At 54.8% G+C, this 21,002-nt stretch carries 16 protein-coding genes; 12 read left to right on the top strand and 4 right to left on the bottom strand.

What is annotated here, in order from left to right; genetic code table 11:
- Positions 1 to 241: 241 nt before the first annotated feature.
- The 3 genes from GSQ62_RS00515 to GSQ62_RS00505 all read left to right on the top strand — a co-directional run bounded on the left by GSQ62_RS00515 (position 242) and on the right by GSQ62_RS00505 (position 4,285).
- Positions 242 to 2,080: an LTA synthase family protein gene (locus tag GSQ62_RS00515; RefSeq protein WP_161887687.1), complete on the top strand. Its 1,839-nt coding sequence runs from the start codon at positions 242 to 244 to the stop codon at positions 2,078 to 2,080.
- Positions 2,081 to 2,284: 204 nt separating this feature from the next.
- A complete protein-coding gene (gene mtaB, locus GSQ62_RS00510) occupies positions 2,285 to 3,604 on the top strand; it encodes a tRNA (N(6)-L-threonylcarbamoyladenosine(37)-C(2))-methylthiotransferase MtaB (RefSeq protein ID WP_161887686.1) in 1,320 nt (439 codons plus the stop codon).
- Between the two features lie 66 nt (positions 3,605 to 3,670).
- Positions 3,671 to 4,285, top strand: a complete 615-nt coding sequence (locus tag GSQ62_RS00505; RefSeq protein ID WP_237586860.1) for an OmpH family outer membrane protein — start codon at positions 3,671 to 3,673, stop codon at positions 4,283 to 4,285.
- Between the two features lie 516 nt (positions 4,286 to 4,801).
- On the opposite strand, the gene GSQ62_RS00500 is transcribed toward GSQ62_RS00505, so the two are convergent.
- A complete protein-coding gene (locus GSQ62_RS00500; protein ID WP_161887685.1) occupies positions 4,802 to 6,043 on the bottom strand; it encodes an ABC transporter permease in 1,242 nt (413 codons plus the stop codon).
- 132 nt (positions 6,044 to 6,175) lie between these two features.
- Between GSQ62_RS00500 and GSQ62_RS00495 the strand changes: the two genes are divergently transcribed.
- Positions 6,176 to 7,441, top strand: coding sequence for an asparagine synthetase B (locus GSQ62_RS00495; protein ID WP_161887684.1), 1,266 nt, complete (start codon positions 6,176 to 6,178; stop codon positions 7,439 to 7,441).
- 202 nt (positions 7,442 to 7,643) lie between these two features.
- Here the strand turns inward: GSQ62_RS00495 and miaE are convergent, their stop codons facing one another.
- The 3 genes from miaE to lpxK form a co-directional block, all read right to left on the bottom strand.
- Positions 7,644 to 8,249, bottom strand: coding sequence for a tRNA-(ms[2]io[6]A)-hydroxylase (gene miaE, locus GSQ62_RS00490; protein WP_161891251.1), 606 nt, complete (start codon positions 8,247 to 8,249; stop codon positions 7,644 to 7,646).
- Positions 8,250 to 8,311: 62 nt separating this feature from the next.
- Positions 8,312 to 10,300, bottom strand: coding sequence for a putative porin (locus GSQ62_RS00485; protein WP_161887683.1), 1,989 nt, complete (start codon positions 10,298 to 10,300; stop codon positions 8,312 to 8,314).
- Positions 10,301 to 10,361: 61 nt separating this feature from the next.
- Positions 10,362 to 11,423 (bottom strand): tetraacyldisaccharide 4'-kinase, encoded by a 1,062-nt coding sequence (gene lpxK / locus GSQ62_RS00480; RefSeq protein WP_161887682.1) that lies wholly within the window; start codon positions 11,421 to 11,423, stop codon positions 10,362 to 10,364.
- A gap of 72 nt (positions 11,424 to 11,495) precedes the next feature.
- Between lpxK and GSQ62_RS00475 the strand changes: the two genes are divergently transcribed.
- From GSQ62_RS00475 to GSQ62_RS00440, 8 genes are all read left to right on the top strand, one after another.
- Positions 11,496 to 12,596 (top strand): Nif3-like dinuclear metal center hexameric protein, encoded by a 1,101-nt coding sequence (locus GSQ62_RS00475; protein ID WP_161887681.1) that lies wholly within the window; start codon positions 11,496 to 11,498, stop codon positions 12,594 to 12,596.
- A gap of 3 nt (positions 12,597 to 12,599) precedes the next feature.
- A complete protein-coding gene (locus tag GSQ62_RS00470; protein ID WP_161887680.1) occupies positions 12,600 to 13,331 on the top strand; it encodes a zinc ribbon domain-containing protein in 732 nt (243 codons plus the stop codon).
- 47 nt (positions 13,332 to 13,378) lie between these two features.
- Complete coding sequence (locus GSQ62_RS00465; RefSeq protein WP_161887679.1) at positions 13,379 to 14,854, top strand: tetratricopeptide repeat protein; 1,476 nt, start codon at positions 13,379 to 13,381, stop codon at positions 14,852 to 14,854.
- Between the two features lie 3 nt (positions 14,855 to 14,857).
- On the top strand, positions 14,858 to 16,150 hold the full coding sequence (locus GSQ62_RS00460) for an anthranilate synthase component I family protein (RefSeq protein ID WP_237586859.1): 1,293 nt from the start codon (positions 14,858 to 14,860) through the stop codon (positions 16,148 to 16,150).
- Between the two features lie 190 nt (positions 16,151 to 16,340).
- A complete protein-coding gene (gene miaB / locus GSQ62_RS00455; RefSeq protein ID WP_161887678.1) occupies positions 16,341 to 17,771 on the top strand; it encodes a tRNA (N6-isopentenyl adenosine(37)-C2)-methylthiotransferase MiaB in 1,431 nt (476 codons plus the stop codon).
- Between the two features lie 113 nt (positions 17,772 to 17,884).
- Complete coding sequence (locus GSQ62_RS00450; RefSeq protein WP_161887677.1) at positions 17,885 to 19,171, top strand: sigma-54 interaction domain-containing protein; 1,287 nt, start codon at positions 17,885 to 17,887, stop codon at positions 19,169 to 19,171.
- Positions 19,155 to 19,685, top strand: coding sequence for an LptE family protein (locus tag GSQ62_RS00445; RefSeq protein ID WP_161887676.1), 531 nt, complete (start codon positions 19,155 to 19,157; stop codon positions 19,683 to 19,685). Before GSQ62_RS00450 ends, GSQ62_RS00445 begins: the two co-directional genes overlap by 17 nt.
- 29 nt (positions 19,686 to 19,714) lie before the next feature.
- Positions 19,715 to 21,001 (top strand): hypothetical protein, encoded by a 1,287-nt coding sequence (locus GSQ62_RS00440; RefSeq protein ID WP_161887675.1) that lies wholly within the window; start codon positions 19,715 to 19,717, stop codon positions 20,999 to 21,001.
- Position 21,002: the final 1 nt, after the last annotated feature.

Here is a 21,002-nt window from a genome sequence, read left to right as displayed (position 1 = left end):
AGATATAAATTTTATTCTCAAACAAAACAGCATCTATTTTTTTAGGGGATTACCAGAAAAAAATACTGAATATAACTTAACACCCGTTTTGAATTAATAGGTGTTTAGCCTTTTATATATAGATTTTGGCCAGTAGCCCCGTAAATTATATACCCTTCGCTTATTTGTAGGAATTGATGGGGGTAGCCGCCAGCCCTCCTTTTATATATAGAGGCAGGCACTTAACGTTTATATTTGTAGCGTGAAAAATAAGCTTTACTACCAGCCCCTGTACTTTATTTTCTGGGTGCTGTATTTTGTGGCAGCCAGGGCCGTCTTCCTGATTTACCACCTCGACAAAACTTCCGATCTCACCACCTCCGACACCTGGAGCGTGTTTTTGTTCGGGCTGCGGCTCGATGCCTCCGCCACGGCCTACCTCTGCCTGCTCCCCTTCCTGGCGCTGCTGCTTTCCGCGCTGTGGCCCCGGCTACGGTTGTCGGGCTTTGTGCGGGTATATACCTATATCATGCTGGTGCTGCTTTCGCTGCTGCTGTCCGCTGACCTGGAACTTTACACCTACTGGGGCTTCCGGCTGGACGCCACTCCCCTGCAGTACCTGAACACCCCGGCCGAGATGGCCGCCTCGGCTGCCGCCGCCCCTATCTTTCTTCTCTTGTTCGTCACGCTGTGTATCACAACAGCTTTTATCCTGCTCTATCGCTGGCTGTTCGACTTCAGGCGATTTGTTCTGAAGCAAAATAAGTGGCTTTATGCCGGGCTGAGCCTGTGGTACCTGGCCTTCTTGATACTGCCCCTGCGCGGTGGCTGGCAGCAAATCCCGATTAATCAAAGTGTCGCCTACTTCTCCAGCAAGCCCTTCGCCAACCATGCCGGGCTTAACATGCCCTGGAACCTGGTGAACGCCGTGCTGAAGCAAAACAAGATAAAGGAAGACCTCTACGGCTATATGCCGCCGGCAGAGGCAGTGCGGCGCGTGCAGGCGCTGTATGCTGCCGTAGACACCAGCGCGTCTAAACAGGTGGTTGTGGCAGAGCGGCCCAATGTGCTGTTTATCATCCTGGAAAGCTACACCGCCAAGTTCATCGGAAGCCTGGGGGGCGAGGAAGGCGTGACTCCCCACTTAGACAGCCTTGCGGCGGAGGGGATCAGCTTCACCAACCTGTACGCCAGCGGCGACCGCAGTGAAAAAGGCATGGTGGCGCTGCTGAGCGGCTACCCGGTGCAGACAACTACTTCTATTATTAAGTACCCCCAGAAGACGGAGAAGCTGCCGCAGTTGAGTACCGTATTGCAGCAACAGGGCTACAGTACCAGCTTTTATTATGGCGGCGAGTTGGAGTTCGCCAACATCCGCTCTTACCTCACCAACGGCGGCTACGACCGCCTGATAGCGAAAGACGACTTCGCCCCGGAAACCTATAACTCGAAGTGGGGGGCGCACGACCATGTGCTGTTCGGGCGGGTGCTGCAGGACCTGGAGCAGGAAAAGCAGCCCTTCTTCAGCACGGTATATACCCTGAGCAGTCATGAGCCATATGAAATTCCTGTTGCGCCCAGGTTTGCCGGGGAGGATGACGAGACCAAGTTCCGGAACAGCGTCTACTACACCGACTGGGCTTTGGGTAGATTCATCGCGCAGGCGAAGCAACAGCCCTGGTGGGAGAATACGCTGGTGGTGATTACGGCCGACCACGGGCACCCTCTGCCAGGGAACGACCCCAATTTCGCACCTTCAAAGTTCCATATCCCCCTCATCCTCACGGGCGGGGCCATCCCGGAAAGTGACACCGTCAGCACCATCGCTTCTCAGACGGATATAGCCGCCACGCTGCTGGCCCTGCTCAACCTGTCGCACCAGAACTTCAAGTGGAGCCGCAACCTGTTTGCCCCTACCTCCTCTCCTTTCGCCTTTTATGTGTTCAACGACGGCTTCGGCTACATCACGCCAAATGGTGCTTTCACGTTCGACAATGTGGGGAAACAGATCATCTCCCGCGATGCCGGAGTAACAGAAGAACAGGTGCTGAACGGGAAAGCCTATATGCAGCGCTCCTTTGAAGACTTCGTGCAGAAGTGATTATGATTGGTAGTTGTTGATTGTTGGATCGCTAAATGGCTAAATCAATTCGTCACTTCTTCAACAATCAACAATTAATAATCAACAATTTAACGATCAACAATACAGCAACCAACGATTTAACCTGCAGCTAATTAGGCGCGTCACATTTGGCAGCTGAAATGCAGTATTAAGTCAGTAAATTTGTAACTTTGCCCCCTGATTATGAAGAAAGTTGCATTCTACACCCTGGGTTGTAAGCTAAACTACTCCGAGACCAGCACCATCGGGCGCATTTTCCAGGAGCGCGGTTTTGAGAAGGTGGAGTTTACTGAGACGCCGGACATCTATGTGATCAACACCTGCTCGGTGACCGACAACGCCGACAAGAAATGCCGTAAAATTGTGAAGGAGGCCCTGAAGCATTCCCCCGACGCCTTCATCACCATTCTGGGCTGCTACGCGCAGCTCAAGCCGAAGGAAATCTCCGAAATTCCGGGGGTGGACGCGGTGCTGGGGGCAGCCGAGAAGTTTCAGTTGGTCGACATCCTGCAGACGTTTGAAAAGAAAGACAAGGCGGCCATATATGCCAGCCCCATTTCAGAGGCAAACACCTTCCACAACTCCTACTCCTTCGGCGACCGTACCCGCACCTTTCTGAAAGTGCAGGACGGCTGTGACTACTCCTGCTCATTCTGCACCATTCCGCTGGCCCGCGGCGGCAGCCGCTCCAGCAGCATTGCCAGTGTGGTGGAGTCGGCTAATGAGATTGCGGCCTCGGGCGTGAAGGAGATTGTGCTGACGGGGGTGAACACCGGCGACTTTGGTCTGCAGAACGGAGAACGGGTGGAGAATTTTTACGAGTTGGTGCAGGCGCTGGACCAGGTGGAGGGCATCGACCGTTTCCGCATCTCTTCTATCGAGCCGAACCTGCTGAAAGACGAGATTATCGCTTTTGTGGCGCAGAGCAACCGCTTTATGCCGCATTTCCATGTGCCGCTGCAGTCCGGCTCCAACAAAATCCTGAAGCTGATGCGCCGCCGCTACCAGCGCGAGCTATATGCCGACCGGGTATCGGCGATAAAATCGCTGATGCCCCACTGCTGCATCGGGGTGGACGTGATTGTCGGCTTCCCTGGGGAGACGGAGGAAGATTTTCTGGAGACCTATAATTTCCTGAACGGGCTGGATGTGAGTTATCTGCACGTGTTTCCCTACTCCGAGCGCGAAAACACGCTGGCGCCCGCCATGCCGGGCAAAGTGAGCATCAAAGACCGCAACCGCCGCGCCGACATGCTCCGCATCCTCTCTGAGAAAAAGAAGCGCCATTTTTACGAGCAGAACATCGGGCGCGAGTTTACGGTGCTCTTCGAGGACGATGTGAAAGACGGCGTGATGGAGGGCTGGACCGAGAACTATATACGCGTGGCAGCCAAGTACGACCCTGTGCTGGTAAACGAAACCAAGCACGTGCGCCTCACCCACCTGTCCGCCAGCGGGCTGATGGAAGCGGAAGAAACTTACCAGGAACTGCTCAGGCATTAGGATTATGGAGAAGTTTCCTGCTATATTTAACCTGAAAATTCTAAACCCATCATAACGAAAGAAACAGTGAAAGTTTTAAAGATCTCCTTAGGCCTGGCCGTTGCTGCCTCCTTTCTGGTAGCCTGCGAGCAGATGCCTGAATCTAACGACTCTACGGCTGCCTCCACTGCGGCTGTTGGCGGCGCCGGTATCGTATATGTAAACTCAGACTCCCTGCTCGCCAATTACGAGTACTTCAAGGAGGCGCGCACGCGCCTGCAGGGCGAAGGTCAGAAGGCAGAGCAGGACTTGCGCGCGCAGGCCGATGCTTTCCAGAAAGAGGTGGAACGGTACCAGCAGGACGCCCAGGGCATGACGGCGCAGCAAAGAGCCGCTGCCGAGCAACGGCTGCAGCAGAAACAGCAGCAGCTACAGATGCTGCAGCAGAACAAAGGCAACGAGCTGGCTGGCCAGGAGTCGGAGGAAATGAAGAAGATATATGACCGCGTGGAGGAGTACCTCCAGAAACTCAGCAATGAGAAAGGCTATAAGATGGTGCTGACCTACTCCCGTGGCAACAGCGCCATCCTTTACGGCGACTCCACCCTCGATATAACCTCTGAAGTATTGGCAGCTTTGAATGACGCCTACAGCGCGGAGACGGACACTACTAAAACAGAAACGGCGGCACCTAAAAAATAAAGATGCCCCAGCTCTATATAAAGAAGCCCCCGCTGAAATCAGCGGGGGCTTCTTTATATATGGGCGTTTGGATTCAGGCTGTAGCCTCATACATAACTGACGTATAGCTGAAGTCTTTCCTTCAACAATGGTGGGCTGAATGGGGGGCGCTTCATTTGCTTTAGGATTTGTAGTGAGACTCTTTTACTCGTCCAATTGCCCAAAAGCAAACTGATATCAGATTGAATAAGATAATTATCCAAGAGAAGGCGGCCATATATGCCGTTCTGCAGGGTGGGCAATATGTGTTCGGCAGGCAAGGCTCACAATGTAAACCCGCTTTATGATACAAGTATATTCCAACAAGTACTGCGTTTCCGACCAGCCAAAAAAGTATTATTAACCGAGAAGATTTAATGCACACTTTCTTCAATCAACTGGTGCTCTATATTTTAATGACTTGACTTGTAGCACAACTGAACAGGTCTTAACTCGAAACATATACCAGCAGACAAATAGGATTGAAATTGGTTCTCCTTACTCGTACCGCAGCGACTCTATCGGGTCCAGTTTGGAGGCTTTAAACGCGGGATAGTAGCCAGAGACAACGCCCACAAGCACACAGATCGTCATTCCGACCAGCACCCAGAGCCAGGGCACGATAAAACCGCCCTCTCCTATCAGTGAGGCGATGCCGTTGCCCATCACGATGCCCAGCACCACCCCCACAAAACCGCCCAGGATGCAGATAACGATTGCCTCAATCAGGAACTGCTGCCGGATCTGGAAGGCGGTGGCACCAAGCGCTTTCCGGACACCGATCTCGCGCGTGCGCTCATTCACCGACACCATCATGATGTTCATCAGCCCGACAGAAGCGCCCAGCAAAGTGATGAAGCCAATCACGAAGCCGCCCGCCTTCAGGTAGCCCGAGATTTCATCCAGACTCTGCACCAGCGAGTCGCTTCTCCTGATCTCAAAGGAATCCTCCTGACCCAGTCCGTCCTGCCGGATCTTCCGCATGAGGCCGGTCGCCTCCCCCATCACATAGTTTAATTCGTCTGCTCTATATATGGCTGTTTTTATATCATAGTTCAGGGTGGCGTCTCCCTGCCGGGGTATCTGCCGGCCCGTTTCCAGGGGAATGATGATGCGGCGGTCGCCGCTGCCGCCCATGCTGCTGCCCTCCTTCTCAAGCTGGCCCACTATCTTGAAGCGGCGGCCCAGGAAGGTGACATAGTCGCCAATAGCGTCCTTGTTTTTGAAGAGCGTGGAAGCTATCTCGTCCCCGATGATGGCCACATTGACTCCCTTCTCCTGCTCGGAGGCAGAAAAGTCGCGCCCTTTGGCCAGGTTCAGGTTGTTGTTGAGCATATAGTTCTCGTCTCCGGCCACAATGTTGATGTTCGGGTTGGTCTTATCCGTCTCGCTCTTTACCACTGTGGCCCCGGACACAAACGCAGACAGGCTCACGCGCGCGTCCTTCGCCATCTGGTCGCGGTACATCACCGCCTGGTCGTAACTGATGACCGGGTACACCTTCTCTGCGCGCCCCTCGTTCATACCCCGGTTGTTCATGCCAGCCCTGCGGATATCGAAGGCGTTGGCGCCCAGGTTTGAGAATGTCTGTGTCAGGGAGTACTTCATGCTGTCCACGGCCGTGAGGATGCCCACCAGCGACATGATGCCAATGGCGATGATCAGGCCGGTCAGCACGGTGCGGAGCAGGTTGCCGTGAATGGACCGGAGCCCCTCCAGAATATTTTCTATCAGATTCATCTGTAAGGAAGATATGCGCTTTGCGTATAAATTACGTTAAGTATACCAGAAGGGCATTGCTTCTAAGTTACTGGCATTTTTTTAAATAAGAATCATTTTTATACATTGGGTCCTATTATAAAGACGAACCGCATGTTTTTCCGTACCATCGCTCTTTTTCTGTCTATCATCCTGCTTTCTTTCCCTGCCTTGGCCAGCACCATCCTGGTGCCCATGGACGAGGCGCAGAAAGACCACCTGAAGTCTTATGGCGTGGCCTACTGGGTGCTGGGGAAAAACCTGCCGGTAGACTGGCTTCTCAACTACCGGGGCGGGAGTTTTGCCTTTCAACATGTGCCGCAGGTAGAGAACGAGCTGGTTGTGCGGGGTGTCTCCTACACCGTCATCTCCGATGCCCAGTACAACAGCATTCTGTCCGAAATCGGCAACCCCGACGCGAACATGGACATAATGAAGCTGGAGAAGGTGCCGAAGATAGCAGTGTACTCCCCCAAGTCGAAGATGCCCTGGGACGATGCCGTAACGCTGGTGCTGACCTATGCCGAGATTCCATATGACGTGATATATGACGAGGAAATCATCAAGGGCAATCTGCCCAAGTACGACTGGCTGCACCTGCACCACGAGGACTTCACCGGGCAGTACGGCAAGTTTTACGCCAGCTACCGCCACTATCCCTGGTACCAGGAGCAGCAGCGCGAGTTGGAAGAGTCTGCCGCCAAGTTAGGCTTCGCAAAAGTATCGGAGATGAAGCTGGGCGTGGTGAACAAGATAAAGGAATTCTGTGCCGGAGGTGGCTTTCTGTTCGCCATGTGCTCCGCCACCGACACATATGACATTGCGCTGGCCGCAGAAGGCGTGGACATTGTGGAGGCCATGTTCGACGGAGACGCCGCCGACCCGCAGGCGCAGCAGAAACTGGACTTCAGCAAGACCTTCGCCTTCAAAGACTTTCAGATATCGCGCAACCCGCTGGAGTACGAGTATTCGAACATCGACGTGCAGCCGCAGGAGCGGCCGGTGACGGAGGCGAACGACTACTTCCAGCTGTTCACGTTTTCCGCCAAGTGGGACCCCATTCCGACCATGCTGACGCAGAACCACGAGAAGACCATCAAAGGCTTTATGGGGCAGACCACCGCTTTCAGAAAGGGCCTGGTGAAACCGGAGGTGGTGGTGATGGGCGAAAACAAGGAACTGGGGGAAATACGCTACATGCACGGCACCTACGCCCGCGGCACCTGGACCTTCTACAGCGGCCACGACCCGGAGGACTACCAGCACCTGGTAGGCGAAGACCCCACTGATCTGGCGCTGCACCCCAACTCCCCCGGCTACCGCCTCATCCTGAACAACATCCTCTTCCCTGCAGCCAAAAAGAAAAAGCAGAAGACGTGATGGTTTGGTTGCTGAATGCTTAAATTGTTGATTGTTTAATTGTTAGTTCAGCTTTATAGGATATATATGGCAATAATTCAGCTATATATGGTAATAGCGCAATGTCAGATTTTAGAGTCAATAATCCAGACGTTTAACGATGAAGTTGCCTTTCATATATAGCAGCCCAACAATCTAACAATCAACAATTCAGCAATAAAATTTAATGCATCCTGTCCGGGCGCGGCTGCAGGTTGCGGATAATGTTGGCTTCTATGGCCAGGAGTTCTTGCAGGCGGGCATCCACCTCTTCGGCGGGCATATACTCCTTGGCCAGCTTCACGAAGCTTACATAATGCCCCGCCTCTGACACCATCAGCTCATAGTAAAACTTCTGCAGGTCCTCGTCTGCGATGTTCTTCCAGAGGAGTTTGAAGCGTTCACAGCTGCGGGCTTCGACCAGGGCGTTCACCAGCAGGTGGTCCATCAGCTGACGTTCGCGTTTGTTGCCTTTGCGGATGTGTTTCGTCAGTTCCACCACGTACTCGTCGGGCCGGTTGCGGCCCAGGCTGTAGCCGCGCTTCCGCAGCTCGGCCAGCACCCGCTCGAAATGGCTCCACTCCTCGGCCACCAGGTCCGTCATCTCCTCCACCAGCCGGGTCTTGTCCGGGTACTTCACGATAAGCGAAATGCCCGAAGAGGCGGCTTTTTGTTCGCAGTAGGCATGGTCCACTAAAATCTCCTCAATGTTTTTCTCTGCAATATTCACCCAGCGCGGGTCGGTGGGCAGCTCCAGGCGCAGAATGGTTTTGGTGGGTTGGGTAGACATCATATATAAAGTAAATATGCTGAGGTCAACTATTTAACAATTCATCAGCCAACAATTGACTATCAATCAAAAAACATCCACCTGAGGCCGAACACAAAGCTGCGGCGCATGCCGGGGTAGTAGGGCGTCAGGAAGTAAGCGGGTTCAAGCAGCCCGTCGTTCACATGGCTCATCTTCAGGAAAAGGATAACCGATTTGATGTCAGCATTCAGGAAAACGTCCACCACCGGGTAGCCCTGCGACATAAAATTGTCCTGCACGTAAAACTGCTGCGTCACGGGCATATAGGCATCAGCGTAATAGGGGCTGGCGTACGTTGCCTGCACCCCAAGCTGGCTGAAGAGCGCCTTCTTAAACAGGAAACCCTCCAGGTACAGCGACGACTCCAGCAGCCACTCCGGCACCCTGACTTTGTCGGCCTCGTCGGTATTGGTATAGGCAGCAATATTTTTAAAGTGCAGCGGCCCGAAGCGGATGTGGTGCGATATATCCGCTCCCCAGAACCGCTGGTTGCCGCTTGCCTGCTGCGGCACGGCCTCCTCATTGAAGTATATATAGCGCTTGATGTTGGTGTAATGGGCATTGAACCGCAGGTACTGGCGCTTGCCGATGTTGCCTTCATAGCCGAAGCCGATGCGGTCTGTCACGGAGGTCTCAAAGTTGTTGTTCCACATAAAGTGGTTGCTCATCATATAGTCTTCCACGCGGGTCGGGGATAGCAGCACGCGCTCCAGGGTACCGAAGGCACCGCCAATCCGTGCCTTGCCTTTCACCCGGTAGTCTGACCCCAACTGGTATTCCGCCTCGCCCGTCAGCTCTGCCAGGTTCTTATAGAAAAGCCTGATGTCGCCGCCGATAAGCACCTGGTTATATGCATCTGTATGACGTGCCTCCCCGAAGCGTGAGGTGGTGTCTGCCGCCTCCGGGTCTACGGGAAGCGGCATCGTGGCGCTGTAGGACATGTTGGCGTTTCGCAGCTTGGCGTAGGCGTTGTAAGACGACAGCTTGTTGTTGCCCGTCAGGCCGAACACGTTCTGCAGCTCGCGGTAGGTGGTGGCGTCCTTGGTGCGCTCGGCGCTGAAGTTATAACCCGGCTCCTCCACAGCATCAAAGTTCGGGTAAATCAGGAAGTCCCTGTCGAGGGTGGTGTTTTCACGGAGGCTTGTCCGGTAACCGGCAAGGTTCCCATCTTCGTACACGTTGCGCTGCCGGCGCCAGTCCAGGGTATGATACACCTTGAGATTCTCCTTTGCAAGCTTATATATATGAAGCAGGTGCAGGTTGGCGCGGCCCTCCTCGTTGGAGGCCTGCGTGAGCTGCACCGGGGCCTCGGCAAAGCGCGACAGGATAGTTTCCTCATCCTCTAACGGAGTGGCCAGGGAAGTGTCCGGCAGAATGCCACCCGTCTCTACCTGCTCCACTTTCATATAGGTGAAGTTGAAGAACACATCGTATTTTTCGTTTTCCGTGCGGTAGTGCGTGAAAGCCTTCACCGCCTGGTTGTCGATAAATCCGCGCGACCTCCTGTCCTGCGAGGCCTGCCCTATCTGCTGGTCAGCGGACAGAATCTGGTAGGCGATGCCGAAGTTCCAGTTGGGGGTGATGTTGCGGCTGTGCAGGGCCTCAAACGCCTGCTCGCCCCGCCCCCCCTGCACATAATAAAGATGCGTGTAGGGCGAACGGGTGTTGAAGTAATTGATCCGGTCCGGGTTGTAGGCGTAGCGGTCGAAGATGTTCTTCCCAAGCCTCACCCCTATTGTGGAGGGCAGCTGGTACAGCAGCGGCTGGGAGGCTGTGCCCACATTGCCAAGGTGCTGGTAAAAAGCGGTGTCGTTGTACCAGAAGCGCTCGTTCTGCAGGTTGTCGAGCAGCGTGTCGATGGGCTGCTCTATATAGCGGCCGCGCAACACATCCTGCTCATATAGCTGCAGGGTGGTTTTGGGGCTATAGAAAAGTTTTGTGGTGTCGTCGATAATCTGTGCAGAGGCATCCTGGTAAAAGAGCAGCAAACCAAGCACGGCAAATAAGAGGGCGGATATCTTTCTTTTCACGTTTCAAAATTAGTGAATTATATATAAACTCCGTTGCTGACAGCCATGCCCCACGGCACGGCTAATCGCCTGCCGCTGTTCTATCAAACTGCCGCACGTGCCGCAGCACCAGTTGGTCAAACGCCTCCTGCCCCTGAATAAACCGCACCACCACTGGTATATAGGAAACCGGCAGCTCTGCAGTCAAGGCGGCTAGCGCAGGCCCCTCCAGCTTAACGGCGTCCTTGCGGGTGGTTAGTATAGGAGCACCGGCAAATTCCGGCTGCTGCAATAGTTGCCGGAGCTTTTGCAGGTCCTGCACGGTGTATGTGTAATGATCAGGGTAAGCCAGGTGCCGCAGCACCTCATATCCATTTTCCTTCAGATGCTCTGCCAGCGGGGCGGCATTGGCGATGGCTGTCAGCAACACTACCTTTTTAGAGCGTGACGCGGGCATTCCTATGGCTACAGGCTCGGCATAAGCGAACGCTGAAAAAAATACCGGCGTGCCTGCACCCGCATATTTCCCGACTTCTTTCCTAATGACAGCCAACTCCTCCGGCCCTAATTGCGGCGGACATTTGCTCACGATAACCACATCGGCGCGGGCAGCCCCCTCGCGCGGCTCGCGCAGCAGCCCGGCGGGCAACACCCAGTCTTTATAAAAAGGCCGGTGATAATCCGTCAGCATGATGTTGAGCGAGGGCTGCACGGGGCGGTGCTGCATGGCATCGTCCAGCACCACCACCTCCACCTCCGGCACCCGTTGCAGCAGTTGCCCGATGCCTGCCACCCTGTCCTCGCAAACCGCCACGGCCACCCCCGGAAAGTCCCGGTGATACTGGAAAGGCTCGTCACCGAGTGTTGCAGCTGTGCTTTCGCTGTCCGCCAGTAAAAAACCTTTGCTCTGGCGTTTATATCCCCTGCTGAGGGTTGCCGTTTTATAGGACTGCAGCAGGCGCAGCAGGTACTCCACGTGTGGGGTTTTGCCTGTGCCCCCCACCGTCAGGTTGCCCACGGCAATCACGGGCAGGCTGAAACGGCGTGATGGCAGCACCTCCCGGTCATATAGATAATTCCGCACCAGCGTTACGCCGCCGTATAGCAGCGAGAAAGGCCACAGCATCCGTTTCAGGTAGTTCATAGCGTAGATATCGGGCGTAAAATTAATTTATTTTAACTTGCCTGCGCGAAAACGGAACGAAAGACTCCCTATATGGCAAAGATACAGGATATAATCAACGTGCTGGAGCGCCTGGCCCCACTGCGCTACCAGGAAAGTTATGACAATGCCGGGCTGCAGACGGGGGACGCGCATGCCGAGGCAACGGGCGCGCTCCTGACACTGGACTGCACAGAGGCCGTGCTGGACGAAGCTTTGGAAAAAGGCTGCAACCTGGTAGTGGCGCATCACCCTGTCATCTTTAAAGGGCTGAAGTCCCTGACGGGGCGCAGCTACGTGGAGCGCACCCTCATCAAAGCCATCCGGCACAATATTGCCATATATGCCAGCCACACCAACCTCGATAATGTGCTGCACGGCGTCAACACCAAAATTGCCGACAAACTGGAGTTGCAGAACCAGCGCATCCTGGTGAACAAGCCGCAAACGCTGATGCAACTGGTTACGTTTGTACCGCTGCCGCAGACGGAACAGGTGCTGCAGGCTTTGCACCAGGCGGGGGCAGGCAATATCGGCGAGTACAGCAACTGCAGCTTCCAGGTGGCGGGAACCGGGCGTTTTCAGCCATCCGACAGGGCCAACCCCGCCATTGGGGAGCCGGGCAGGCCGGAACAGGTGGAAGAAAACCGGGTGGAGGTGGTTTTTCCGGCCTACCTGCAGAGCAAGGTGATGGCCGCGCTGAAACAGGCGCACCCCTACGAGGAGGTGGCGCATTACCTGTACACCCTCGAGAACCAAAACCAGGAAGTGGGCATCGGCATGATCGGGGATTTGACTGAGGCGCTTTCAGAAGCCGGTTTCCTGGCTTACCTGAAATCAAAAATGCAGCTGCAGGGGCTGCGCTACACCTCCATCGGGAGCAGGAACGTGCGGCGCGTGGCGGTGTGCGGCGGCGCGGGAAGTTTCCTCTTAAAAGACGCTATAAAACAGGGAGCAGACGCCTTTGTAACAGGCGATTTCAAGTACCACGAGTTTTTTGACGCAGAGGGCCGCATCCTCATCGCGGACATCGGGCACTACGAGAGCGAGGTATATACAAAGGAAATTTTTTATGACACTATTTCAAAAAACTTTCCTAATTTTGCAGTCTTAATATCAGAAGTAAACACAAACCCTGTCAGATACACTTTTTAATACATGGAAAGTACTGTAGCCAGCAAACTGGAAGCACTTTTAAAGCTTCAATCAATCGATTCGCAGCTTGATGAGATCAAAAGAGTAAGAGGAGATCTTCCTGAGGAAGTACAGGACCTGGAGGATGAGATTGAAGGCTATGAGGTGCGGGTCCGCAAGTTTGATGATGAGGTGGCTTACCTGAACGATTCCATCACGCAGCGCAAGCAGGGTATCAAAGACGCGGAGGGCCTCATCCGCAAGTATGAGGAACAGCAGCAGAACGTCCGCAACAACCGCGAGTACGACGCCATCACAAAGGAAGTTGAGCTACAGCGGCTGGAAATCCAGATAAACGAGAAGAAGATACGGGAGGCCATATACCAGATAGAGCAGAAGAACAACGAGATAGAAGGCACCAAGCTTCGTCTGGAGGAGCGCCGCAAGGACCTGGATAACAAGAAGAAGGAACTGGACCAGATTGTGGGCGAGAGCGAGGAGGAGGAGACTCAACTGGAGAAGGAGCGCAACAAGGCGGCCAATAACATCGAAGAGCGCCTGCTGAGCGCGTACACCAGAATCCGGGGCAACGTGCGCAACGGGCTGGCGGTAGTAACGGTGAAGCGCGACGCCTGCGGAGGCTGCTTCAACACGGTGCCGCCGCAGCGACAGGCCGACATCGCCGCCCAGAAAAAAGTGATTGTCTGCGAACACTGCGGCCGTATTCTGGCCGGTGTGGAGCAGCGTGTTTTCTAAGATTATATATGCCGGGCGCAGAACGCTTCCACAACATATTAAAAAGGATGGCTAAACCCCATCCTTTTTTTTTGCTGCTGTGCCTCCTGTCATTCGCAACGGGCGCTTCAGCCCTCCCCGCTTTTACCCCACAGCTCACGAACGCCTACCAGGAACTGCTGAATCTGAAGGTAAGCAGCAGCCGCGCGCTCCTGCGCCAGGCAGCAAAAGACGAGAAGGCCGGTCAGGCGGTTGTCCTGCTGCTCGCCAACTACAACGATTTCCTGGAGCTTTGCGTGGAGCAGGACCCGGAGCGCTATGACCAATTGGTGGAGGCGCAGGAACAGCGCCTGGAGAAAATCAGCCGCCTTCCCGGAAACAGCGCCTGGAAGGATTACGCCGCTGCCGAAGTAAGGATGCAGCTGGCCATATGCAAACTACTGTTCGGCAACCGCTTATCCGCCGCCTGGGACTTCCGGAAAGCCTACCTTCAATATGCCGCCAACGCCTCCCGCTGGCCCGATTTTATTCCGAACAGGAAAAACCTGGGTGTGCTGCAGGTGCTGATCGGTTCGGTGCCCGACCAGTACCAGTGGTTCCTTGAAATTATCGGTCTGTCAGGCAGCGTGCAGGAGGGCATGGCCAATCTCAGAGCCGCGGCCACACAACCAAATCCCTTCCGGCAGGAGGCAAAGCTGCTGCACGCTCTGATGCTGCACTCGCAGGAGCAGGAAGCAGCGCGGCAGGCCATCGCACAGGTAACTGACATGGCGAAGGCCCAGCCCGACAACCTGCTTTTCCTGTTCACGGCCATGCATCTGCTTAAAAAAACACACCAGGGGGAGGCGGCTTTGAAGCTGTATGAACAGCGGCCGATGGGCAAATCTTATCTCAATTTCCCCTATCTAAACCATATGGCGGCGGATCTCTTCCTCTACCGGGGAGATTATGAGGAATCCATCGAGGAGAATAACTCTTTTCTGCAGCGGCACAAGGGAAAGCATTACCGCAAAGCGGCACACTACAAGCTATATATAGCTTACCTGCTGGGCAACCACCCGCCGCAGGCAAAGTGGCACTTCATTCAGATAGCGGAAGCGGGCATAGCGGAGACAGAGGAAGACAAATATGCTGCGGCCTACGCGGCGCGGCATGAGCAACCGGTGCTGCCGCTGCTAAAAGCGCGCCTGCATGCGGACGGCGGCTACTACCGCGAGGCGTTGAAGGATTTGGGTCAGCTTCAGCTCACAGCAGCCACTCCCCTGCCTGTTCGGGCGGAGTTTCTTTACCGGAAGGCCCGGGTGTACCACGGGCTGGAGGACCTGGAGGAGGCGGCTTCCTTTTATCAGCAGACAATTGCCACGGCGGCTTCCTCCAATCTGTATTTCGCCCCGAACGCCACGTTGCAGTTGGGCTATATATACCGGCAGGCAAACCAACCCGAAAAAGCAAAAGCTTACTTTCGGCAGGCGCTCCGTTACAAAGGCCACCCGTATAAAAACAGCATCGACGCCAAGGCTAAACTGGCGCTATCGTACTTTTGATATATGTTTACTACAGCTATCAAGGCTTCCGACCTGCCCATGTCGCTCGAAGATTTCCTGCTGAAAGCGCTTGCCTGGGCTGATCACTATCCGCATGTCGCCTACTATTACCCGAACAATATCCCCTATCCGCACCAGGGCTTTGCGCACCTGCTGGCCGTCTCCTCCGGCCCGGCCCTGGCGATGGACATGGATGACGCCTTCGGGAGCCTGCGGAGCCAGCTGCAACAGGAACACCCGCTACTATGTGGCTTCATGACCTATGATTTGAAGAACCAGATCGAGAAACTGCACAGCCGCAACCCGGGTTACATCGGCTTCCCGCTGCTCCATTTTTTTGGCCCTGAGTTATATATATACTTTCATAATGATTCGCTATCTATATTCAGCTCAGAGAATAATGCGGACAATATAATTTCTGCTATCTTACATACTGCTGTGCCCCGCGCCGCTTCTTTGCCCCAGGTGCGGGTGAGGAATCGGGTGGAGAAAGGTGCCTATATAGCCAACGTAGAGCGCATCCGGCAGCGTATCCTGGAGGGCGATGTATATGAACTGAACTACTGCATGGAGTTTTACGCCGAGGATACAGTCATTCAGCCATTGCCCCTGTACCTGGCCTTGACGGAGGCATCCCCCACCCCTTTTTCCGGCTACCTGAAGTGCGAAGACAAGTACCTGCTGTGCGCATCGCCGGAGCGCTTCCTGAAGAAAGAGGGGCAGCAGTTAATCTCCCAGCCTATCAAGGGCACCATCCGGCGCGGAGCCACGCCGCAGGAAGACGCGCAACTGCAGCACCAGCTGCGACACGACGAGAAAGAACTGGCCGAGAACATGATGATCGTGGACCTGGTGCGGAACGACCTGAGCCGCTCCTGCGCCACCGGAACCGTGCGTGTGGCGGAAATGTTCGGCATCTATGGCTTTAGGCAGGTGTCGCAGATGATCTCCTCAGTGGTGGGCGAATTGCGGCCAGACAAAGACTTGGTGGATGCACTGACAGGCGCTTTCCCGATGGGCAGCATGACGGGCGCCCCCAAGATCAGCGCAATGCAACTAATTGAGGAGCTGGAGGCAACGCGGCGCGGCTTATATGCTGGCTCCATGGGCTATATAACACCAGACAACAACTGCGACTTTAACGTGGTGATCCGGAGCATCCAGTACAACGCCAGCTCCCGCTACCTCTCCTATATGGTCGGCAGCGCCATCACCTACGACTCCGACCCGGAGCAGGAGTACGAAGAATGCCTCCTGAAGGCGCAGGCGATCCTGCAGGTGCTTGGTCAAGCCTAATCCTTGCGCCTTCAATTGGAAATTATGAATTAGAAATTAGAAATAAATTTCAGGTGCAGCATAAACCCTGCTTTCTGCACTGCCCCAATTCGGAATTCGTAACTCGTGATTCATAATTAAAATTGCGCCTGTCATTCTGTCACATTTTTAGCGGAGATTCTTGTATATTTGCAGCTGAAACAGATTTAGTATGGATCCGATAGTTGACATAGATTTTATAGACAACCGCACACCAGAGCAGGCCGCCGCGTGCGACACCCACATCACACAGGAATCAAACACAGGAAAATCGCGCAAGCTATATATAGAGAGCTATGGCTGCGCCATGAATTTCTCTGACAGCGAGATTGTCTCGTCCATCATGTTCGGGCAGGGCTTCGACACCACCTCCGACATCGCCCAGGCCGACCTCGTGTTCCTGAACACCTGCTCTATCCGGGAGAAAGCGGAGCAGACGGTGCGCAACCGTTTGGGCCAGATCAATCATTTCAAAAAGAAGAAACCCGGCCTGATGGTGGGTGTGTTGGGCTGCATGGCCGAGCGCCTGAAAAAATCGCTGCTGGAGGAGGAAAAGATCGTGGACCTGGTAGTGGGGCCGGATGCGTACCGCGACCTGCCGAACCTGATCAGCGAAGTGGACGGCGGCCAGAAAGCCGTGAACGTGCTGCTCTCGCGCGAGGAAACCTATGCCGACATCAACCCCATCCGCCTCAACAGCAACGGCGTGAGCGCCTATATCTCCATCATGCGGGGCTGCGACAATATGTGCTCGTTCTGTGTGGTGCCGTTTACCCGTGGCCGCGAGCGCAGCCGCGAACCATACTCTATCGTGCGGGAGGCGCAGGCGCTGGTGGATCAGGGATATAAAGAAGTGACGCTGCTGGGCCAGAACGTGGACTCCTATAAATGGGCTTCCGAGGACGGCACAGAGACCGTGAACTTTGCCCAACTGCTGGAGAAAGTGGCGCTGCCGAGCCCTGCATTGCGTGTGCGTTTCTCCACCTCCCACCCCAAAGACATCACGGACGAGGTGCTGTACACCATGAAAAAGCACGACAACATCTGCAAGTATATACACCTGCCCGCTCAAAGCGGCAACTCCCGCGTGCTGGAGCTGATGAACCGCACTTACGACCGCGAATGGTACATCAACCGCGTGGACGCCATCCGCCGGATTCTGGGGGAGGATTGCGGCATCTCCTCCGATATGATTGCCGGCTTCTGCTCCGAAACAGAGGAAGAGCACCAGGATACGCTGAGCCTGATGGATTATGTGCAGTACGATTACTCTTATATGTTCTTTTACTCTGAGCGGCCGGGCACTTTGGCGGCGCGGAAGCTGGCGGACGATATCCCGCTGGAGGTGAAGAAGCGCCGGCTGGACGAAATCATCAACAAGCAGCGCGAAACCTCCCTTGCCCGCAACAAGCGCGACATTGGCCGGGTGCACAAGGTGCTGGTGGAAGGACCTTCTAAAAAATCGGACGAGCAGTTGAGCGGCCGCAATGACCAGAACAAAGTGGTCATCTTTGACAGAAAGCACTACCAGAAAGGCGACTACGTGAACGTTTTTGTACATGACTGCAGCGTCGGCACCCTGTTCGGGGAGGCGGTAGGTTAATGTGCTGATTAATTAATTGATCAATGTGCTATTAATTCGATGATATCTTCAGAGAATCAGCACATTGAAAAACTATCACACCAGCACATTTATGCATTAGCACATTGAATTTCATGCATCATATAGATATACAAAGCATCAAGCAGCGCTTCGGCATTATCGGCAACTCGCCCCTGCTCAACTACGCCATCCAGGTGGCGGTGCAGGTGGCCCCTACCGACATGACGGTGCTGATAACGGGCGAAAGTGGCAGCGGGAAAGAGTCTTTCTCCAAAATCATACACCACCTGAGCCCGCGCAAGCACGGCCAGTTCATCGCCATCAACTGCGGGGCCATACCGGAGGGCACCATCGACTCAGAGCTCTTCGGGCATGAGAAAGGCTCTTTTACCGGTGCGCAGGAGGCCCGCAAAGGCTACTTCGAGGTGACGGACGGCGGCACCATTTTCCTGGATGAGATCGGAGAGATGCCGCTTGGCACACAGGCGCGGCTCCTCCGCGTGCTGGAGAACGGCGAGTTCATCAAAGTAGGCTCTTCCAAGGTGCAGAAGACGGACGTGCGGGTGGTGGCCGCCACCAACGTTAACCTGCTGAATGCCGTGGAGAAAGGGAGGTTCCGGGAAGACCTCTACTACCGCCTCAACACTGTGCCCATTACGGTTCCACCGCTTCGTGAACGCGGGGAAGATATCTATCTGCTTTTCAGAAAGTTTGCCTCAGACTTCTCTGAGAAATACAAGGTGAAGCCCATCACCCTGACGCCTGATGCGGTGCAGGAACTGCTGAGCTTCCGCTTCCCGGGCAACATCCGCCAACTCAAAAACATGGTGGAGCAGCTGTCGGTGCTGGAGTATGACCGGGAGGTGGACGGCAACAAGCTGCGCCAGTACCTGCCTAAAGAGCAGATAAGCAACCTGCCGGCGGTGCTGGCAAAAGAGCAGGGCGGCGACCACAACTTCTCGGAGCGGGATCTGCTCTATAAAGTCCTCTTCGATATGCGCCGCGACGTGTCAGAGCTGAAGAAGCTGGTGTTCGAGATGATCACGCACCAGCCCAACGACCAGGAACTGCTGAAAGAGCACAGCCACCTGTTCGACAGCATAGAGCAGCAGCCATATAACAGCAGCAGTCGCAATTACCAGCAGCCGGATCCAAAACACAAGGAGCCCTATTACCTGCCCGTTAACCAGGCACAGGTACAGGACTACGAGGACCAGAAAGTGGAGGACATCCAGCACGAGTACGAAGAAGAGAGCCTGTCGCTGGAGGACAAGGAGAAAGAGCTCATTCTGAAGGCGCTGAAAAAACACAAAAACAAGAGGAAGTATGCCGCACAGGACCTGGGCATCTCCGAACGCACCCTTTACCGCAAACTGAAACAGTATGACATTGAAGATTAACCTGCCCGCGCTGCGCAGCTATATAGGCATACTGCTGCTGGCCGCGTGCAGCGGCTGTGGCCTCTATTCCTTTACCGGCACCACCATCTCCCCCGACATCAAGAGCATCTCCATCCAAAACTTCGAGAACAGCTCCGGGGAGGGCCCGGCCAACCTCACGCAGATCGTGACAAACAGCTTCACGGATTATTACCGGCGGAACACCAACCTGGCGGTGATGCAGAGCGAGGGAGACTTGCAATTGGAAGGGCAGATCGTTAGCTTTACCTACACCCCCGCCGCCATCCAGCGCGAGGGCCAGCAGGACATCGCCGGGCTGAACCGCCTGACGCTGACGGTGCAGGTCCGCTTCACGAACACGAAGCAGCCGGAGAAGGACTTCGACCGGGCCTTTACCATCTCGCAGGACTTTCCGCAGACGCTGGACATCACGCAGCTGTCGAACGTGCAGATTGAGCAGCTGACGGAGCGGCTGGTAACGGACGTGTTCAACAAGACGGTGGCGGATTGGTAATATATGCAAGCATAAGCAGCACAGCCCACATGAACAAATCAGCTTTTCTCGAACTTGTACAACAGGCTTCCGCCATCTCGGACCAGCAAACCGAGGAGCTGGAAAAAGTGGCCGCTACCTTCCCGTACTGCCAGACGGCCCACCTCCTGCTGGCAAAGTCGGCGCACGACAAGGGCAGTATGCTGTCGACGCAGCGCCTGCGCCGGGCCTCGGCCTATGCCTCCAACCGGCAGGTGCTGAAACGGCTGATATATGCCTCCCCCTCGCCAGCGCCGGTGTTTGAGGAAGCCGCTTCCGAAGACATGGCAGTTGCCGTAAAGTCACCTCATGCAGCGCATCAGGATAACACTTTCATACCTGCTGTATCAGAAGAAGTTATATATAAGGAAGAAGCAGTAACAGATCCACCGGAAGTAACGGTTGCCGATGAAGTGGCCGCACCGGAGCAGGAGACTTCTCCCCCACAGGGCAGCCATATATACGTTGAGGCACCACAGGCTGAAGAGGCCACAGCGGATAATACATCGGCGGAGGAGGTTTCCTATTACGAGCTGGCTCACCTGCTGACCATAAACAGCCTCAGCCCCTCCTTTACCGACCTGCTGGCCCAAAGACCAGCCCCTGAAGTGCCTAAAAAAGCTCCGAGCGAAACGCCTGAGCCTGGACAGAATATGGCTACTGCCCTGGACACAGCAGGCGAAGTTCCTTTGCCACCTGCTGATTTCGGTGAGCATCCTTCGTCACCAGTTGCGGAAGAGACAAATGCTCCGGAAACTTCTGTAGATGAGCATCCTGATGTAGTTCCCGCAACCTCGCCGGAGGCCGCTCCAATCAGTTATTCCTTTAGCGAGATAGACCAGATGTATGCCGACGACGCACTGGGCTACTGGATGGCCTCCAGCCGCATGGGCGAGATGCTGCAACTAAAGGATGAGGTAACGCGGCAGCGCCCGGCCGCCTTCCACCCGGAACTGATACTGGAGTACACCAAAACGCACGTGCTGGAAGAGAAGCCCCGGGAGCAGCAGGCAGCGGCGCTGCACCACCAGTACAGCATCATCGACCAGTTCCTGAAGCTGAACCCGCGCCTGAACACGATGCAGCACGTGAAGATGAAGCAGGAGCCGCAGGAGGACCTGTCGCTGCGGAACTCCAAAATAAAGAAGGGGATCGCCTCGGAGAGCCTGGCCAACATCTTCCTGAACCAGGGAAAGGTGAAGAAGGCCATCAAAATATATGAGCAGCTGCTTTTGAAATATCCGGAAAAAAAGAGTTACTTTGCCGGACAGATAGAAAAATTACAAAACCTGAGTTAAG

The organism is Pontibacter russatus (genome assembly GCF_009931655.1).
GTDB lineage: Bacteria > Bacteroidota > Bacteroidia > Cytophagales > Hymenobacteraceae > Pontibacter > Pontibacter russatus.
Note: the sequence above shows the minus strand (reverse complement) of the source record. Positions and strands in the feature narration are given on the sequence as shown.

What these genes read in the sequence shown, in the direction of transcription:
- mtaB (WP_161887686.1), top strand. Translation starts at nt 2,285, where the DNA reads ATGAAGAAAGTTGCATTCTACACCCTGGGTTGTAAGCTAAACTACTCC.
- GSQ62_RS00500 (WP_161887685.1), bottom strand. Translation starts at nt 6,043, where the DNA reads ATGAATCTGATAGAAAATATTCTGGAGGGGCTCCGGTCCATTCACGGC.
- GSQ62_RS00495 (WP_161887684.1), top strand. Translation starts at nt 6,176, where the DNA reads ATGTTTTTCCGTACCATCGCTCTTTTTCTGTCTATCATCCTGCTTTCT.
- miaE (WP_161891251.1), bottom strand. Translation starts at nt 8,249, where the DNA reads ATGTCTACCCAACCCACCAAAACCATTCTGCGCCTGGAGCTGCCCACC.
- lpxK (WP_161887682.1), bottom strand. Translation starts at nt 11,423, where the DNA reads ATGAACTACCTGAAACGGATGCTGTGGCCTTTCTCGCTGCTATACGGC.
- GSQ62_RS00475 (WP_161887681.1), top strand. Translation starts at nt 11,496, where the DNA reads ATGGCAAAGATACAGGATATAATCAACGTGCTGGAGCGCCTGGCCCCA.
- GSQ62_RS00470 (WP_161887680.1), top strand. Translation starts at nt 12,600, where the DNA reads ATGGAAAGTACTGTAGCCAGCAAACTGGAAGCACTTTTAAAGCTTCAA.
- GSQ62_RS00465 (WP_161887679.1), top strand. Translation starts at nt 13,379, where the DNA reads ATGGCTAAACCCCATCCTTTTTTTTTGCTGCTGTGCCTCCTGTCATTC.
- GSQ62_RS00460 (WP_237586859.1), top strand. Translation starts at nt 14,858, where the DNA reads ATGTTTACTACAGCTATCAAGGCTTCCGACCTGCCCATGTCGCTCGAA.
- miaB (WP_161887678.1), top strand. Translation starts at nt 16,341, where the DNA reads ATGGATCCGATAGTTGACATAGATTTTATAGACAACCGCACACCAGAG.
- GSQ62_RS00450 (WP_161887677.1), top strand. Translation starts at nt 17,885, where the DNA reads ATGCATCATATAGATATACAAAGCATCAAGCAGCGCTTCGGCATTATC.
- GSQ62_RS00445 (WP_161887676.1), top strand. Translation starts at nt 19,155, where the DNA reads ATGACATTGAAGATTAACCTGCCCGCGCTGCGCAGCTATATAGGCATA.
- GSQ62_RS00440 (WP_161887675.1), top strand. Translation starts at nt 19,715, where the DNA reads ATGAACAAATCAGCTTTTCTCGAACTTGTACAACAGGCTTCCGCCATC.